The organism is Pseudovibrio sp. Ad5, assembly GCF_001623095.1.
Classification (GTDB): domain Bacteria; phylum Pseudomonadota; class Alphaproteobacteria; order Rhizobiales; family Stappiaceae; genus Pseudovibrio.
The window spans coordinates 61,532-78,939 of the sequence record NZ_LMCH01000014.1; the positions used below are offsets into that span (position 1 = coordinate 61,532).

At 50.6% G+C, this 17,408-nt stretch carries 19 protein-coding genes; 7 read left to right on the forward strand and 12 right to left on the reverse strand.

What is annotated here, in order from left to right:
- Window positions 1-18 precede the first annotated feature (18 nt).
- The 8 genes from PsAD5_RS08480 to PsAD5_RS08510 form a co-directional block, all read right to left on the reverse strand.
- Entirely contained in the window at window positions 19-750 is a 732-nt protein-coding gene (locus PsAD5_RS08480) for an amino acid ABC transporter ATP-binding protein (protein WP_063290350.1), read from the reverse strand.
- The gene (locus PsAD5_RS08485) at window positions 747-1,421 is read right to left on the reverse strand and encodes an amino acid ABC transporter permease (RefSeq protein ID WP_057465115.1); all 675 of its coding nucleotides are present in this window, start codon (window positions 1,419-1,421) and stop codon (window positions 747-749) included. Before PsAD5_RS08485 ends, PsAD5_RS08480 begins: the two co-directional genes overlap by 4 nt.
- Window positions 1,422-1,549: 128 nt before the next feature.
- Window positions 1,550-2,296 (reverse strand): amino acid ABC transporter substrate-binding protein, encoded by a 747-nt coding sequence (locus PsAD5_RS08490; protein WP_057465114.1) that lies wholly within the window; start codon window positions 2,294-2,296, stop codon window positions 1,550-1,552.
- Between the two features lie 371 nt (window positions 2,297-2,667).
- Window positions 2,668-3,360 (reverse strand): TenA family protein, encoded by a 693-nt coding sequence (locus PsAD5_RS08495; RefSeq protein ID WP_063290351.1) that lies wholly within the window; start codon window positions 3,358-3,360, stop codon window positions 2,668-2,670.
- A 275-nt stretch (window positions 3,361-3,635) separates the two neighbouring features.
- Window positions 3,636-4,085, reverse strand: coding sequence for a GNAT family N-acetyltransferase (locus PsAD5_RS08500; protein WP_208988545.1), 450 nt, complete (start codon window positions 4,083-4,085; stop codon window positions 3,636-3,638).
- A gap of 679 nt (window positions 4,086-4,764) precedes the next feature.
- Window positions 4,765-5,802: an aspartate-semialdehyde dehydrogenase gene (locus tag PsAD5_RS08505; RefSeq protein ID WP_063291782.1), complete on the reverse strand. Its 1,038-nt coding sequence runs from the start codon at window positions 5,800-5,802 to the stop codon at window positions 4,765-4,767.
- 96 nt (window positions 5,803-5,898) lie between these two features.
- On the reverse strand, window positions 5,899-6,033 hold the full coding sequence (locus PsAD5_RS28660; protein WP_275078115.1) for a hypothetical protein: 135 nt from the start codon (window positions 6,031-6,033) through the stop codon (window positions 5,899-5,901).
- Window positions 6,034-6,193: 160 nt separating this feature from the next.
- Window positions 6,194-6,961 (reverse strand): 2-phosphosulfolactate phosphatase, encoded by a 768-nt coding sequence (locus PsAD5_RS08510; RefSeq protein WP_063291783.1) that lies wholly within the window; start codon window positions 6,959-6,961, stop codon window positions 6,194-6,196.
- A 119-nt stretch (window positions 6,962-7,080) separates the two neighbouring features.
- On the opposite strand from PsAD5_RS08510, the gene PsAD5_RS08515 reads away from it, so the two are divergent.
- Together PsAD5_RS08515 and PsAD5_RS08520 are read left to right on the forward strand one after the other, a co-directional pair.
- Window positions 7,081-7,578 (forward strand): hypothetical protein, encoded by a 498-nt coding sequence (locus PsAD5_RS08515; RefSeq protein ID WP_208988547.1) that lies wholly within the window; start codon window positions 7,081-7,083, stop codon window positions 7,576-7,578.
- A gap of 70 nt (window positions 7,579-7,648) precedes the next feature.
- Window positions 7,649-8,158, forward strand: coding sequence for a GNAT family N-acetyltransferase (locus tag PsAD5_RS08520; protein ID WP_063291785.1), 510 nt, complete (start codon window positions 7,649-7,651; stop codon window positions 8,156-8,158).
- Between the two features lie 18 nt (window positions 8,159-8,176).
- On the opposite strand, the gene PsAD5_RS08525 is transcribed toward PsAD5_RS08520, so the two are convergent.
- On the reverse strand, window positions 8,177-8,671 hold the full coding sequence (locus tag PsAD5_RS08525) for a hypothetical protein (protein WP_063291786.1): 495 nt from the start codon (window positions 8,669-8,671) through the stop codon (window positions 8,177-8,179).
- A gap of 73 nt (window positions 8,672-8,744) precedes the next feature.
- Window positions 8,745-9,161, reverse strand: coding sequence for a hypothetical protein (locus tag PsAD5_RS08530; RefSeq protein ID WP_063290359.1), 417 nt, complete (start codon window positions 9,159-9,161; stop codon window positions 8,745-8,747).
- 217 nt (window positions 9,162-9,378) lie between these two features.
- On the opposite strand from PsAD5_RS08530, the gene PsAD5_RS08535 reads away from it, so the two are divergent.
- On the forward strand, window positions 9,379-10,503 hold the full coding sequence (locus PsAD5_RS08535; RefSeq protein WP_063291787.1) for a linear amide C-N hydrolase: 1,125 nt from the start codon (window positions 9,379-9,381) through the stop codon (window positions 10,501-10,503).
- 62 nt (window positions 10,504-10,565) lie between these two features.
- Here the strand turns inward: PsAD5_RS08535 and leuB are convergent, their stop codons facing one another.
- Window positions 10,566-11,687 carry a 3-isopropylmalate dehydrogenase gene (gene leuB, locus PsAD5_RS08540; protein ID WP_063291788.1) on the reverse strand — a complete coding sequence of 374 codons (1,122 nt, stop codon included), beginning with the start codon at window positions 11,685-11,687 and terminating at the stop codon, window positions 10,566-10,568.
- Between the two features lie 189 nt (window positions 11,688-11,876).
- Here leuB and PsAD5_RS08545 point away from each other — a divergent pair, with 189 nt between their 5' ends.
- Window positions 11,877-12,800, forward strand: a complete 924-nt coding sequence (locus tag PsAD5_RS08545) for an NAD-dependent epimerase/dehydratase family protein (RefSeq protein ID WP_082830687.1) — start codon at window positions 11,877-11,879, stop codon at window positions 12,798-12,800.
- Window positions 12,801-12,812: 12 nt separating this feature from the next.
- Here PsAD5_RS08545 and PsAD5_RS08550 read toward each other — a convergent pair whose 3' ends face one another.
- Window positions 12,813-13,208: a VOC family protein gene (locus tag PsAD5_RS08550; protein WP_057465103.1), complete on the reverse strand. Its 396-nt coding sequence runs from the start codon at window positions 13,206-13,208 to the stop codon at window positions 12,813-12,815.
- A gap of 305 nt (window positions 13,209-13,513) precedes the next feature.
- On the opposite strand from PsAD5_RS08550, the gene PsAD5_RS08555 reads away from it, so the two are divergent.
- From PsAD5_RS08555 to PsAD5_RS08565, 3 genes are all read left to right on the forward strand, one after another.
- Window positions 13,514-14,893, forward strand: a complete 1,380-nt coding sequence (locus PsAD5_RS08555) for an MATE family efflux transporter (protein WP_063291789.1) — start codon at window positions 13,514-13,516, stop codon at window positions 14,891-14,893.
- Window positions 14,894-15,094: 201 nt separating this feature from the next.
- Window positions 15,095-15,574, forward strand: coding sequence for a CesT family type III secretion system chaperone (locus PsAD5_RS08560; protein ID WP_063291790.1), 480 nt, complete (start codon window positions 15,095-15,097; stop codon window positions 15,572-15,574).
- Window positions 15,571-17,388, forward strand: a complete 1,818-nt coding sequence (locus PsAD5_RS08565) for a hypothetical protein (protein ID WP_063291791.1) — start codon at window positions 15,571-15,573, stop codon at window positions 17,386-17,388. Before PsAD5_RS08560 ends, PsAD5_RS08565 begins: the two co-directional genes overlap by 4 nt.
- Window positions 17,389-17,408: the final 20 nt, after the last annotated feature.

The following is a 17,408-nucleotide window of genomic DNA, read 5'->3' on the forward strand; positions in this document are numbered from 1 at the left end:
TACCGCTCTCGAAACTCTCTAAAGAACTTTCCGCAAGAAACTGCGCGTTCTTGGATCATCTGGGCTCGTGAAGATCTTCTCAGGTGGGCCCTGCTCAACAATGCGCCCGCCTTCCATAAACAGAACACGATCAGCGATCTCTTTTGCAAATGCCATCTCATGGGTCACGATCAACATCGTCTGATGAGCCTGCGCAACGCGGGTAAGCAGCTGCAGCACTTCATCAACCCACTCAGGATCAAGCGCAGAGGTTGGCTCATCAACCAGCATCAGCTCTGAGTTGCTCGCCATCGCCCGGCCAATACCAACACGCTGCTGTTGACCACCAGAAAGAGACGCAGGATAAGCATCTGTTTTATCTGCCAGACCGATGTCCCGTAGAATTTCATCCGCCCGCTCAAACGCAGTCTCTTTGGCTTCACCACGAACGGTGATCAAGCCTTCAGCAATATTCTCACGTGCTGTCTTGTTGGCAAACAGAGCATAGTTCTGGAACACAAAAGCTGTCCTCAAACGCATCTCTTTGATCTGCGCGGAATTCGCCTTTTGAACATCAATGCTTTTGCCATCAAGAACATACTCACCCTGCTCTGGTGTCTCAAGGAAGTTGAGACAACGCAGCAAAGTGGATTTACCAGTCCCGGACGGACCAATAATGGCGATGCGTTCGCCTTTTTTGATATCCAGGTCGATCCCGTTCAACACAGGGACACCATTATAGATTTTTGTGAGCCCGCGGATCTGGATCATCTGGAAACAGCCTTTGAAAGTCGATTTTCAATCTGGGTCTGAACGAAAGCAAGGCTCTCAACCACAGCCCAATAAATAACGGCAACGACAATAAACGTCTCGAAGTACAGGAAGCTTCCTGCTGCTTCTTTCTGCGCAGCACCCATCAATTCAGTCACACCAAGCGTAAAGGCCAGACTGGTGCTTTTGATCAGATCGATGAAGTAGTTAATCAGCGTTGGCGCAGCAACACGCGCGGCTTGCGGTAGAATAATCCGGCGCATCATCTGACCAGTAGACATACCAATCGACTTTGCTGCTTCCCATTGGCTACGGTCTACACCCAGGATCGCTGCACGGATACTCTCAGCCATATAAGCGGAGAAGTGCAGAGTCAGACCGATAATCGCAGCTGAAACCCCATCAATCGCAGTGAGGAACGAAAACAGCTGCGGCAAACCGTAGTAGAACAAAAACAGCTGCACCAGCAGCGGCGTTCCACGAAAGAAGCTGATAAAGAGCCGCGTGATTGCATCCAAGACAGGAAAGCGCACCACGCGGATAATTGCAAACAGCGATGCAAGTATAAGCGCCAAAATCATGGACACACTTGCCATACCCAAGGTTAGGGGTAAGTACTTTAAAAGGATCGGCAAAAGGCCGAGCATGTAGTCCAGATCTAAGGCGCGCATAATCAGTTCTTATTATTAGAGCATGCCCTCGAACGACGGGAGTAAATTCCCGAAGGCATGAAAAAGGAAAAGCAGTTCCACCAAAGATTCTTAGATGCGAACTGCTTTACTAATTCTGAACGGACAGCTTAGTCAGCTTTGGTGATGTCCGCTCCAAACCACTTGTCGGAGATCTCAGCCAGCTTGCCTGAAGCCTTCAGTTCGTCGATTGCAACATCTACCTTAGCAGCCAAAGCTTTACCATCTTCATCAGTACGGAACGGCATTGCGTTGCGAATTTCAGAGAATGGAGCACCAGCCAGCGCCAGTGGCAACGGAGTTTCTTTGATCACCTGAGTTGCACTGATGCGGTCATGAATAAACGCATCAACACGGCCAAGTGCGGTATCCTGGGCCAGATTGCTTTCATAGGTGCGGATGTCAATTTCATCAGCAAACGGCAAACCGCGCAGAAGCTCTTCAAAGTTGGAACCAAGGTTTACAGCAACGCTTTTGCCTTTGAGGTCTTCAACGCCACCGATTTCTTCGTTGCCAGCTTTCACAACAACCTGCGCACCGTCATAAACGTATGGCTGGGAGAAGGTGAACTTGGCTTCACGCTCAGGTGTAATGGTGATCTGGTTTGCAATAGTATCAATGCGACCAGCTTCCAAAGCGCCAATCAGACCGGAGAAGCTCATGGTAACGAATTCAACTTCATCACCAGTCTGCTTAGCAATCGCACGAGCAACGTCAACTTCAAAGCCCTGCAGAACATCTTGCTTAACAAATGTGAATGGGAAATACCCACCAGACATGCCCACACGGATTGTTTCAGCCTGAGCAGGAACAGCCACGAGAAGGGCAAGTGCAGCAACAGTAGAACGAGAGAACATAATCTATTCCTGATTACTATTATTTTGTTGAGCTCGTTCTATCAGAATGAGGAAAATTTTCTACAATTAGCGAAGCTGTGAGCTTATTTAAATCAAATAAACTACCAATACTGGAATTTATTAGAATTAGATGCCACAGAATCTCACTTGCATAAAAAATACTTCCTATAAGGCGTACCGAGACAAAATCTCATTTGAGAACACCTTGTCATTTTCTGCAATTTTCCAGCAATATCACGGAGATGTTACAGGTAAAACGTGCAATTACCCCTAGTTTTTAGCCAATACGTATAACTAGGGACCTCCCCCTTTGAAAAAAAATGCTCCCCGTAAAACAGAGAGCATTTCTGGTCCAGATCTGAAGCCTTTTGTCAGTTCACCATATCGAAGAACTCTGCTTCAAGCTCACACATATGAGTAAAGCTCTCTGAGATCTCGCTTTGGCGCTTCACGCGTTCCTCTTCGCCAATCGAGTTCACTTCCCGCTTAATCCACTCAATGAACTCTCCAAACTCATCGGTCGCCAGAAACGCAACCCACTCAGCAAGGTAGAACCGCTCAGGTCGTGGCTTGGCAGCTTCCCGATGGCCCCATTCGCGATAGATCCACTCCGAAGCCAGCAATGTTGCCATGCCATCAACGTAGTGACCTTTGCCAGCTGTCGACAACAGCGTTGCGCCAATTGCCCGGGTAATCGTATTGGGCTTTGCAGCCTCATAAACCTCAGGCGCGATGCCCAGTTCTTTAAAGGTGCGCTGAAAATAGCCCAGTTCATTAGAAGTCAGTTGCTGTGCAAAGCCAGACAACCGTGCTTTAGCAGCCATTGTCGGCGCCTTGGCAATCAGGAATCCAAGCGCAGACGCTAAGTCCTGAATGTAGTGGTAATCCTCCAACAAGTAACGGGTGAACACCTCGGCACTCACTGTGTCGTTGCCAACAGCACTGGTAAACGGGTGATTGATCGCCTTATTCCAAGCAGGTCCTGCAGATTTCACAAGCCAATCCGTAAAGGTCTCATCCGTATGAGTGATCTTGTAGTTGGCATAACTTGCAGTGTTCAGCATTCTCGTGTGCCTCCCAACACATTGTCCTGAAGCGCATCCTCCTAAAAGTGGTTCGGATATTCCCAAAAAGGACACGCATGGCAAAAACGCTAAGAGCAGGAAGCGTCAATCTTGAGAAACGCAAAGTGCTCTGGCTTACATCTACTTCGAACAATGCCACTCAGAGTTACGCTGCACTAGACGGAAATCACCGTATATGCCCCCTGCAATTTTAGGGGTATCATCTCGGGCCCGTCGTACTGCACCACACTGCACCCTCTACTTTGGCGGGAAACCTAAGCCTTCCACTCATACAAAATATCTGGTGCACCTTCTTCATTCTCTGAACCGCTTGTCCGCTTCACTTCCTTAAACCCATGCACTTCGTAAAATGCTCTCGCATCCACATTCTCAACAAAGCACATAAGCTTCAGATTTCCGGAAGAGTGAGCTTTTGCTTGGTCTAAGAGCTTTGTACCAACGCCCTTCCGCAGGTGCCGCGGATCCAGATAAAGCTGTTCTACCCAGTCATCTTTGGTGGCCATCATACCTATGATTTGCTCATCTCCCATGACTATTGTCAGTTCATTCTCTTTAAAAACAATATTCTGAAAGAACCAAAGATCTTCTTCTGGCGTGTGCAGTCTAGGTATAAATGAAAGGCATCGGTCTCGCGAATACCGGTACATGCGAGCGACCTCAGGCAACTCTTCATACTGCGCTGCTCTAATTTCAAGTGTCTGCATATTCCCCCCATAATTTGCGAAAAACCTAGCATAACCTCTACGTAAAGTATTCCCGCAAACACCAATAGCACCACATGGCATCCCATGCAGTGTTGAACCAGAATTCCCGGAAGTCGGGATGAGCAAGGCGGCAGGCAACACCTGCGCTATTTATTAGTAATGAGTCTTCGGCATTGGCTACACGCCTTGCCCGGGCTTTCTTTGAATGAACAACGTCGCCTCTTTTGCCTATAAGGCACGATAGCCGGTTTCCCGGAAAGAAAGTGGCTTATCCAGACACGTTTCCATGCCCAAACAGTTCCTCCGTCTTTGACAAACACCTCTGCAAAAGCAGGTTTTACTGCCGGTGCTCTTGTATCCGTCGCCGCGTGATACCCTATAGTCCTGGGCCCTTCCCCTCAAACCATGCGGTCACGTTTGAAGTTCGGTTCACCGGACCACTGAAAGGTGCGTTACGTCTCCCAACAGCCCAACCCAACCTACGACAAACTGACGGTCGCTCCGCCAGCAGCCCGTTACGTAGGCATAGGTTCAGAATATGGGAGGATTTTAGGAGGGGGATAAGTTTTTAACCAGAGCATTCTCATTCTCTCCGAATGAAGCAGTAATCCTCTTTCACCTCTAACAAAAAAGGGCACCTAAAAGGTGCCCTTCCTAATCTCAGCAATTGCTGAAAAGATTATGCAACAGCTTCTGCTTTTGGCTTAATCAGGCCGCGGTTCACCAGAACCTCAGCAATCTGAACTGTGTTCAGCGCAGCACCTTTACGCAGGTTATCGGAAACAACCCACATGTTCAGGCCGTTCTCAACGGTCGCATCTTCACGAATACGGGAAACGTAAGTCGCATCTTCGCCTGCACACTCGTAAGGAGTGACATAGCCGCCGTCTTCACGCTTATCGACAACCAGAATGCCCGGCGCTTCACGCAGCAGGTCCTGAGCTTCTTCAGGAGAAAGTGGACTGTCCAGTTCCATGTTTACGGACTCGGCATGACCAACAAACACAGGCACGCGAACAGCTGTACAAGTCACTTTAATGGTTGGGTCGAGCATCTTCTTGGTCTCAGCGAGAACCTTCCACTCTTCCTTGGTGTAACCATCTTCCATGAATTCATCGATGTGCGGGATCACATTAAACGCAATGCGTTTGGTGAACTGCTGAGGCTCAATCGGATCGTTTACGAAAACAGCGCGGGTCTGGTTGAACAATTCGTCCATTGCATCTTTACCACCACCAGAAACGGACTGGTAAGTGGAGACAACGAGGCGCTTGATGCCAGCTTTTTCGTGAATTGGCTTAAGAGCAACAACCAGCTGTGCAGTGGAGCAATTCGGGTTCGCGATGATGTTCTTCTTTTTGAAGTCAACAATATCATCAGCATTCACTTCAGGCACGATCAGCGGAACATCCTGATCATAACGCCATGCAGAAGAGTTATCGATGACAACACAGCCCTTGGCAGCAATCTTCGGAGCCCACTCTTTCGCGATGGTACCGCCAGCAGACATGAGGCAGATGTCAACATCGGAGAAATCAAAATTCTCCATCGCTTTAACTTTTAGCGTCTTGTCACCAAAGGAGATTTCTTTGCCCTGAGAGCGGCGAGATGCCAATGCAATCACTTCATCAGCTGGGAAACCGCGCTCTGCCAGAATATCCAGCATTTCCGCACCCACATTGCCGGTAGCACCTGCAATCGCAATCTTATAACCCATTGGTTTTGTCCTCTTCGTCTCCCCCGCTGGCTTCCGGAGGCTGACTGCGCCCGGTGAGCCCTCTGGCGCCCTCCGTCCCGGGGAGAGAGAGGCACCTTAGACGGTGGTCTTTGTCGTTTTCATGGTGATTGTCTTGGTAGTAGTCGCGGTCACTTTTGCAGCCGACATCATGCCCGCGGTTTTCGCCGCAGTGCGCATGAATTTTGTTGTGTCGGTCTTGCGAAGGAACATTCCGCGTAACTCTTTCCCAATAAATAGATCGCGGGTTTCATGCCTTCACACGAAAGATTTGTCAACAGTCTTTGCTATGGCAGAGCTTCAACATCACTCAAGCGTGACACGCACGCACCAGCAAAACCGCCGAAAAACAGGGTTTTACCAATGAGAATCTTCATTCAGGCAAAATAAACCCTGATGTAAGCTCAACTTTTGAACGACCATGACTTGCACGCGAAACGTCAATAAACGCATTCACCACCTTCCCGCCAAGCTCAACTTGCCGCAGTTCAGGCACACAGTTTTCCGAATCCAGGTCAGCTGCCCACTCCACATCAACTGTGTAACCACGGTGTGTCAGTTCCTGCCCACTCGCGCAGCCCTTTAGCGCACCGAGCAAATCATCGGCACACGAAAGATAACCCGCCCGAGCAATCGAGGCTTCTGGCGACATCGCGCAGTCCAGCATATGTGCAAGTGCACCGCAGGCCAGTTGATCCTCGAAGGCAGGCCGCAAACTGCCATCCGGCCACTTCTCACCCGCAGCAACCAGTAAGACTTTGCCGGAAATCACCTTAAGATAAGCCGCCACCGCTACTGCATTCCGAAGTGCAGCAGCAAACACCCGCCCTTCTCTCGGCAAAGCAGAAAGCGTCGCACCGTTGGGGCTGGGCAACACCAACACATCGCTAGCCGAGAGCCCCATGAGCGTTGGTGGAGACAATGAATAACCGCCCTCCCGGCGCTTCCCGGCACAAACTCCGCCAATCTCAACAGCCAGCGCTTTCCCCTCATCACGGTCAGCAACGGGCACCACCCTCGCCCCCCTGCCACACGCAACAGAAGTCGCTGTCGAGAAGCTCAGGCAATCAACAATCACAGCCACAGCAAAGCCATCGCTGCTTGCGTTCCGTCCCCATTCCAAATGCACAAAGTCAGCCATAAACAACCTCAAAATGATAAAACCGTGGGCACCGGAAAAAGTGTGCCAATCAATCCTTGCATGGTATCGCGTCTGCACTCAGTTTGAACAGAGCGATCAAAAGTCACAACGGAATAATGATGGACCTCTTTTCTCAATTGCAAGCACTTGCTGTCGATCTCGAACGCTCTCAGCTGCCAGAGGTCTTCAAGTATGCATGGTGGGTCTATCCGGCAATCAACACAGGCCACATCGTCGGGTTAGCCATGCTATTCGGTTCCCTCGTCCCGCTTGACCTGCGTATGATGGGCATGTGGCGGTCCGTACCATTGTACGACCTTGCACGCCCCCTCACCCGCATTGCCCTTCTGGGCGGCCTGATCGCGATCACGACTGGCATCTTCCTGCTTTCAGTCAAAGCGCAAGTATACGTCAACGCACCCATATTCTGGGCTAAGTCAGGCTTTTTCACACTCGCCCTGCTCAACGCATTGTTCCTGCGCTTTAACAAACCATGGCGCTATCTGGCACAAGTCGACTCCCGCGGAACCATCCCCCGCTTCAAATCCGCTGGCTTCATCTCGCTGTTCAGCTGGCTCGGAGTCCTGATCTGCGGGAGAATGTTCGGGTACCTCTAGTCCGATAAATCAGTAAGCTTTCCTATTCTTCGTGGCACAGAAGCTAAGCTAAACAGAACGGACAAAACCGATGATCATCCGCACAGAGCTACCATCTGACGTCGAAGCAATCCGCAATCTCGTTTATGCAGCATTCGAAAACCACCCACACCATGAAGCCGGCGCAAAGCCAACAGAGCACCTGATCATCGACCAGTTGCGTGCCAACGGTGAGCTGACACTGTCACTCATCGGAGGGCAAGCTGGAGGTATGGTAGGTCATATCGCTTTCTCTCCTGTAACAATCGATGGTGAGGACAAAGGTTGGTATGGCCTTGGCCCAGTGGCCATTGCTCCGAAACTTCAAGGCAAGGGCTTTGGCTCAGCCCTAATCATGGAGGGAATGCAGCAAATCAAGCAGATTGGTGCCAAAGGTGTCGTTTTGCTTGAGGAGCCGGACTATTACAGCCGCTTCGGCTTTCAACAAACAAAAGACCTCGTCTTCCCCGGCGTGCCAGCGCAGTACTTTATGCAGCACACCTTTGAGGGAGAGACACCAACAGGCACCCTCGCTTATTCCGCAGCCTTCGCAGCAAGCTAATATGATGAAGAATTACGGCTACTCGTCACATTTGTCGGGCAGGGCCTGGCTCAAAGGCTTATCCGTTGGCTTCAACTCAGCGTTGTTAATCGCAATGGGTGAGTAAGGCGGATCGGTAATCGTACCCGGCACAACCATATGTAAAACATAGCAGCCCGCATAAACCTGCGAAGTGCCGTCGGAAAGGTGCGTTTCAATCGCTACCGGAAGCGGCCAATAGAGCTGGCTCATACCTGCATCTGGCTGGGTTGGCCCATAGCGCAGCTGCACGGACTCCGTTGTTCGAAACCCTTCTTTCCACTCCTCAAAGTTCTTAGGTGGGGTGTTGAAGTAGCTATACGCCTGCACATACTCTTTGCGGTTGATAGCATTATAATAGCTTTCAATCACCGCTTGGGGTGTGCTGCGATCATCCATGTAAGGAATGCCATCAAACACCAAGGCATTAGCGCTCGACGCACCACAAACCGCCAGTATTGCGCAGGCTCCGGCGAGCCTGTTTCGATTGAACATGGTTGTGTCCTGTTACGTTTTTAAATCACACAACCAAGTTCAACAAAGACAAGCTAATGCAGGTTTAAACCACTCACTGTGCTCTCATATAGACCGCTTCGTTGGTAAACGAACCGGCATCCAACAGGTGTACAGTTTGATAAACCGTGAGCTGAGAGCCGTCTTCATTCAGCTCACGCTTGGCAACCATAATGCTCAGGCCGCCGCGCTTTGCTTCAGAAACCAGATCACCATCCGTGTTCAAAGAGAGGGAAAGCGTATCCGCAAACGGGTTTTGCGGCATAGGGCGATCTTCCCCATCAGGAATGCCTGAGAAGTTGGCCTCAACGGTCTCGCCCTCGCCTTCAACGGTTTTCATGAAGAAACCGATCTCGCCATTCTTCTCGACAATTTTCAAACTGCCACCCCAAGGCACAGAACCCTGCTCATAGTTTGAGGCATCAGGATCCAGAATCCAGGTTCCGAGGAAGGGTCTTAAACGTTCATCCATGCTCTGTCTTTCAGCAATGCTTCTCAAAATTTGTCTTGGCTCAGGCTTATGCCGCACAGGGGTTTTTCGCGCAACCAAATCACACGGCTAACTCCCGTGATTAACATCCAGTCGCCAAACTTCCAAAAAACCAATCTTAAAGCAGCAGGCACATCTAACGGAACTTTTGTGCTCTTCGCTGACAATCACAAGCAAAAGAACTCACTCCGGAGGCCTCATGCTCAAGCGCTTTGCCAGCAAACTAATTGCTTTGTTCAAGATCAGCTTAGCCCTACTCGCTTTTGTTCTTCAGCCCATAGCCGCAAATGCCTGCACCAGCTTCGTCCTGTCCACCGTCGACAACATCAAAATGTATGGCCGCACGATGGAGTTCGGCAAGCAGATCCCCACTAAAATTGGGCTCATCCCACGCGGTTACAAGTTCCAATCTCAAATCAATGATGAAGCGGGCCACAGCTGGACTGGCAAAATTGCTGTGATTGGCGCCAGCATCTTCGACAGCCCCGCCTTGGTTGATGGCATGAATGAATACGGTCTGTCCGGTGGCGCCCTCTACTTCCCCGGCTCTGCAGCCTACAAAAACCCGTCAGATGATGAAGCGCAGCGCGCTAAGGAAATCAATCAGGTAGACTTCCTCGTCTGGATGCTTTCAACCTTCAAAACAGTCGAAGAAATCAAAGTCAATCTGGATCAGGTCACATTAGTCGGAACCTTCTACGAGAGCATGGATGAGATCCCGCCGCTTCACTACACCCTGCATGATGCAGCTGGCTTTTCCATCGTCATCGAGCCCATAAATGGCGAGTTGAAAGTCTACGACAATCCTTACACCGTGCTCACCAACTCGCCAGACTTCGAGTGGCATGTCCAGAACATCCGCAACTACCTGTTCCTCTCTCCATTCAACATTGGCTCTACTGAGATCATGGGACAGGAACTAACCCCCTTCGGTCAGGGGTCTGGCTTGCTTGGCATTCCGGGTGACCCAACTCCACCTTCCCGGTTTATCCGCGCTCTGGGTTTAATCTCCACCATTGATGCCGCTGAGCTAAACAAGAACCGGCTTGTCACTATGGAGCACGTGCTCAACAACTTCGACATTCCAAAAGGGTTTGTAAGGCCTGCAATTTCACCAGTCGAGCAGGAACAGGAAGCCAACGATTACACCCAGTGGTCGACCATTGCTGACATTGAAAACAGAAAGTACTTCATCAAAACCTACGAGAACCCAACGCTGCATGGCGTGAGTTTTGAAGACTTCGACGTCACAGGGGCACAGATACTGTACGTGAATCTGCCAAGTCCCAAACCCACACAGCCGCTGCTGCCACCCATGCAATAAAAAACAGGGCTCCCGAACCAACGGAAGCCCTGTTTCAAATCTCTAAACTCTGAACTGCCAGCTTATGCTGAAACACCAGCAAGAGCGGTCAGCTCTGCAACAATGGCATCACCCATCTGTGCGGTGGTGATGGTGGCTTCACCATCCTTCGCGATGTCTTTTGTGCGCAGACCTTTGTCCAGTGCGTTGGAGATTGCTTTTTCAACCATGTCGGCCTCAGCAATCTTCTGGAAGGAGTAGCGCAGCGCCATTGCAAAACTTGCGATCATTGCAATTGGGTTAGCAGCACCTGTGCCAGAGATGTCAGGAGCAGAACCGTGCACTGGCTCATAAAGGGCTTTGCGCTTACCGGTTGCGTCATCAGGCGCACCCAGAGAAGCAGACGGCAGCATACCCAAAGAACCAGTCAGCATCGCCGCAACATCAGACAGCATGTCACCAAACAGGTTGTCGGTTACAATAACGTCAAACTGCTTTGGCCAACGCACCAGCTGCATGCCACCAGCATCTGCCAACATGTGGTCCAGCTCAACATCCGCGTAATTTGCTTTGTGTGTGGCAGTCACCACTTCGTTCCAAAGCACGCCGGATTTCATCACATTGCGCTTTTCCATGGAACAAACTTTGTTGTCACGGGTGCGCGCAAGATCAAATGCAACGCCAGCAATACGCTCAATTTCGTAGCTGTCGTAAACCTGCGTGTCGATACCGCGCTTCTGGCCGTTGTCCAGATCGATGATCTCTTTCGGCTCACCGAAGTAAACACCACCGGTCAGTTCGCGAACGATCAGAATATCCAATCCTTCAATGACGTCCGGCTTCAAAGAAGACGCATCAGCCAGCGCTGGATAGCAAATCGCAGGGCGAAGGTTCGCAAACAAACCAAGGTCTTTACGAAGACGCAGCAGACCAGCTTCCGGGCGAACCTCATAAGGAACGTCATCCCATTTAGGACCGCCAACAGCACCGAAAATAACAGCATCAGCTGCCTGTGCTTTCGCCATATCTTCTTCAGAGATGGAAACGCCGTGTGCATCGTAGGCACTGCCACCAACAAGGCCTTCGTCATACTCGTAAGTATCTTCACCCTGCTCGTTGAGCCAGGCGATAACCTTTTTCACCTCCTCCATGATTTCAGGACCAATTCCATCACCAGGAAGAAGCAGGAGCTTGTTGGATGCCATGGGTCAATATCCCCGTTTTCTGCAAATTGAAGTTGACCATTTGTGCCGCCTCGCCTCACTCATTGCAAGGTTCAATATTTCAACGAAAATGGATGGGTCCTCAACTATTGCCACACAGACAGGTTTCTTTAATCCCACTATGCTAGATTTTTCAAACTGAGAGTGGACAGTTCTAAGGCACTGCAAAATATGCATAACTTGTTAGTCATAGGTGGATCGGGCTTTGTGGGTGCATCTCTCATCCCGGCCTTACTTTCGAAGGGATATAATGTAACCCTGCTCAACAGAGGCACACGCCCGGTTCCGGGAACCAAGCAGTTGGTTGCAGACAGAAACGATCCTTTTGCCATGCAGCAGATCACCGATAAATTCGAAGCGGTAATCGATACAAGCGCTTATACGCGAGAGCAGTCGAGGATTGCATTCAACACCTTCGGCATCCATGCCAAAAAGTGGATTCACCTCTCCAGCGCAGCGGTTTACAAAGAAACCAAAGGGCACTTACCGAGCGAGAAAGACCCGATCGGCGGAGCGTCCGTGTGGGGCGTTTATGGCAGAGATAAATCTGAAGCAGACCACTTCCTGCTAAATCAGGAACACACACCAGCCGTCGCCATCCGCCCGCCTTATCTATATGGCCCCAACAATGATATCGACCGCGAGCAATTTGTCTGGGCGCGTGCTTTAACAGAACGCCCGATCATCCTGCCCGGTGATGGCCAGACCAAACTGCAGTTTTTGCACGAAGAAGATCTCGCAAGCTTCATCCTCTATCTGCTGGCGATGCATGCCATGCCGACTGAAGCTATCAATCTGGCTGACCCGCACATCCTCACCATCGAAAAATGGGTGAAGATGCTCTGCGATATTGCAGAGGTCGAACCAGAAATTCTCTACGGCAATGACATGGCGCCCAGCATCCCAGCCCGTGAGTATTTCCCGTTCCGCGATTACGATTGCGCACTCGATGTGACCAGATATCTGGAGAACTTCGACTGGCAACCGCAGTACAAACTACGTGATGGCTTCACCCACACCTTCAAAAGCCACAGCAAAGAGGAGCTCGCCAAAAGCTCCCCTCCTACACTGGCTGAAAAGGCGATCGAGTACTAAGTTGGGAAGCGGCTATTGGTATCGCCCGTGCCGCTCCAACATCTCGATTCGATATCCATCGGGATCAGTCACAAAGAAGAACCGTGCCAGCAACTTGCCTTCCACGAAGAACTCTTTGATGTCCTCCGGCGCAAGCCCTTCCTCCTGAAAACGCTTATGTTCAGCAGCCAACCCATCCACGCAGAACGCGATGTGCCCGTACCCGTCACCTAATGAGTATGGCTCGCTGCGGTCTTTGTTGACTGTAAGCTCAACCTCAAAATCATTCTCCGCATTCCGTAGATAAACCAGCGTAAAGCTGTCAAAATCCAGACGCTCGGCAACTTCCAGACCAAACGCCCTACGATAAAACGCAAGCGAACGCTCTTCATCCAGAACCCGGATCATCATGTGAATTGCTTTTGCCATGGAAGAACCTCTCAGCAGAATTGACTGCAAAAGGAGTAGGTCGCACAAGCCACCGTCGTCAACCGCAACATGACACATATCCGAACTGCCCTTTACCAGTTCACAAATCTTGCTCAATTGAGCTGGGCCACTTGCAGTAACAATGCACGCCACCTATGATCGCAGCGTGGTTCGGACACCCGCCGCTCGCAAGCATACCGCTCTGGTGAAGCTCCATCTTTTCTACATCAAACCGCATAATTTCAGCGGTTTACTGGCAACGCGAGCTCCAGCACTTTCCCGCTTCTGAATTGAAAGCAGTTTTGATGTCTGACGTTTCTTCTTCCAAACCGGACAATATTTTTCTGTCCGGCTCCATACCTATTCTCTTTGCAAAAACCGCAATACCCCTCAGCCTTGTCATGATGGTCAATGGCTTACACACCGTCGTCGACGCCTATTTTCTGGGAACCTATGTGGGTACACAAGCGCTGACTGGCGTCACCCTCATGTTCCCTCTCTTCATGATTCTGGTTTCCCTGTTCACGCTCGTGTCCAACGGCTTCGCCAGCATCTATGCAAGGGCCTTTGGCGCCAACAACCACCGCATCGCAAAGAAGATCATCGACAGCGCAATCGCCCTCGCCCTGATCGTCTGCGGCATCCTCATTCTTGGGTTTCTGGTAGCAGGATTTCAACTTGCCCTGTTCCTGACCAACGGCTCTGACGAGCTAGCTGGAATTGGCTATCAATACATGGCGATCCTCATTTTGGGTTCGCCGCTGGGGTTTGTTTTATCCATCAACATCGACAGGCTGCGTTGTGAGGGGTTACTGCCTCTCATGACAGTCATCACGCTGAGTTCTGCATTCCTGAACATCTTCTTCGATTGGCTTTATGTGGTGCAGTTCGGCTGGGACGTGGCAGGCTCTGCTTATGGAACATTGACAGCACAGCTGATCTCATTGGTGGCGCTGGTGGTCTATTACACATCCAAGCGCAAAGAACTTTCCTTCCTGAACTGGCGGCCAGTGAGCTTCCAATGGAAGTCTCTCATCGCCCTTGGAGTTCCCCAAAGCCTTGGCTACACGGGCGTCTCGCTGGCAGCTGCCGTCACTTTGTTTGCAATTCAGCTTTGGGCCGGAAGCAACTATGAAGTCACCGCAGGTGCCTATGGCATCATCACCAGAATGATGACCTTCACATTCCTGCCTCTGCTAGGTCTCAGCATGGCGCTACAATCCATCTCAGGAAACAACTACGGCGCCCAAAAGCACGACAGAACAGCACAAACCTTGAAGATAGCGATCATAATCTCGCTCATCTACTGCAGCGGTGTTCAGGCAATCTACTTCCTGTTCAGCTCCCAGCTGGGCGCTATCTTTGTCGATGACGCAGCCACAATCGCAGACGTAGAGCGCATCATACCAATCGTGTCCATGATGTTCTTCCTCTCTGGTCCGTTGATGATGGTGGGCACGTTCTTTCAGGCGATCGGCGATGCCGCCCGCGCAGGTATTCTGATGCTGGCCAAAACCTACCTGTTCGCAGTCCCGCTTACCCTCATCCTGCCCTATGCAATGGGAGAAGCCGGTATTTGGTACGCCAGCGTGTTCTCAGAAGTTCTGCTGCTGGGCCTCACCTTTGTCGTCGTGCTGGCTCATAAACGAGCAGCGACTCCGGCCACAGTTCTCGCAAACACATAACCAACACCCCCTCGCACACTCTTCACGGTATGCGAGGGGCACAAGTTTGTTGGCAACCTGTACCAAACAAGACAGCAGCCTCTCCTCACCTCCACTAAATCTAGTCTCATGGATGCATCCCCTTGCAACAGACGAACCGTCTTTATTGCAAGAAACAGCATCAACGGCATACACGTTCTATGGTGAGGCGCGCGAGACTGCATGACTGATTTGGTAAACGCACTGCTGATCGAACTCGGCAACAGAATTGGCTTTGACAACTTCTCCCTGAACGAAGACGACCAGATTTTCCTCGGTCTTGATCAGGACCTCGCCATGAGCATCGTCTGGCGAGATGAAAGCCAGACCCTCCTTTTCAATGCAGTTGTCAGCAAGCGCGACACCAACAACCCGCAAGTCCTTCAGGCTTTGATGCAGGCCAATTGCGTGTTTGCAGACAGTCATGCCATGGCGTTTAACATCAGCCCAAAAGCAAGTTGCGTAAACCTCTCCATGGTGGTGACGATCTCCGACAGGTCCTCCTTCGCTTTGCACAACAAGCTGGACATGTTCATTCGCACAGCCGCGTCCTGGCACGAGCGCCTCAAAAATCCTGAAGGTCTTAGTCCGAACTGGGATAACCCAAACCACATCAACCCCTGCCAGACCGATAATTTCGCAGATTTTGGAGCAAGAGTATGAGCACCGTTGAACTCTCCAGTTTTGTAACTGCAGCCCAACTCGACAACGGTCTGGACAAACTGCACACTACGCAAGAGGCCGTTACACAACGCACCTCTCATACATCGGTTGGCGGAAAAGTGCTTTCCTGGGCCAAACTCCATATCACTGGAGATAGCCAGAAATCTGCAGATCAGACCCGTTTTCAGGAAGCATTAAAAACAGAATTCGGCAAAGACGTCGGTGAAGCCGCTTACAAGGCTTTCGCACCAAGTGATGGCAAATCCCACAGCCTGACCAAAGCACAGGTACTGGACACAGTTGAGTTAGCACTCACAACTCAGGAAAATAAAGCCGCAGAGCTCAATGTAACTACACAAACGGCTATCCTCACAAGCGTCACCAAAACGCATGGTGCAGAGGTAGCAGCCAATGTCACCAAACTGCTGGAAGACTCCAGTGAGTTTACAAAGGCTGGCGAAAATCCTGAGCAAATAAAAACAATTGTCTCACAGATTGCAGAGGATGTTGCGAAGAATCTGGCAGCAATAAACGCCAGCATCGCTCAGCACATCGAGAAACTAGGCGACCGTGAACACCTGGCAGCTGCTGCTTCAGAGGCTGGCATCCAGATCGACTGGGACAATGTCTCCCCTGAGCAGATCACAAAACTGCAGGAGAACACGAAATTCAAACTGGAAGAGCAGTCCAGACCAGACAAATCAAACTCATCTATTCGCGGCAGTTTGAAAGGTGAACAGGTACAACAGGCAGTAAGTAATCAGCTGCGCGCCATCGAAGCGCTGCAGTCAATAAGCGCAGGCGGAGCTGCACTAGAAAGCGTCTTCTCAGAGTTGGGCCTGCCAGCAGAGAAGGTGAGCGCAGCGGCATTTGGTGAAATCGCAACCGTATTGAATGGCGTCTTCAACACGGTTTCCGGTCCTGAAGGCACGAACGACATTACAGATCAAATCGATGATATTCTTCAGAAAAGCATCATCAACAGCGCTGTTCAGGACGTGTTGAAATCGACACTGAGAGAAGCAGCCCAAACAGATGAGTTCAGCTCCCAGATTGCCCCGTTTATTCCTGAAGGAACCCCAAAAGAAATAAGAGCCGCGCAGAAATGGTTACCTGATCTGGCTGCCAAAGAAATTGTACGCTCAATAAAAGACGACAATGACTTTCAGGAACAAGGCGGCATCATCAACGCAGCAAAGGCTGAGCTTGGCAAGCAGATAGAGACGGCTCAAAGCGCCAATGAAATCATCAAGGGCTTTGTAGAACACCTGACGGCTGATGAAATCAATCCAGAACTGCTGACCGAGTTCATAGCAAAGCACTCCAACAACGCGGATGGTTTGGGCGGTGACGACAACAAGTTCGCCGCAGAGCGCCACTTCACGAAGATTTTCAAGGAACATCCGGAGATCCAGCAACAGCTGAACGACGCTTTCCGTTCCGAGAAACTTGAGGAAAATTCGCAAATTGTGAGTGAGGCTATCGAGCTCATCACGAAAAAGGTCGAGGATCAACTGGTCAACCGTCTTCAGCAGGCTGGGAAACACCCAACAGAAGCTTATGCAACCGCTTCAGTGATCTCATCCACACTGAAAGGCCCATTCGTTCAGTTGTTTGCACCTTTACTGGACTCGCTAGATTTCCCTGATGAAAACACGGTCTCAGAAGGCGAATTCCTGGAGCAAAAGCAGGCCGTAACAGATGCCTTCTTCTTTCCGAGTGATCCGTCGGAAGAAGCAGCTGAAATTGCAAACGGTCTTGTAAAGAGCTTCCATAATCTCTTTGAGAAGCACAACCTTCAGCTCAGCTTCTGATCTAGCAAAGCGTGCCAGCA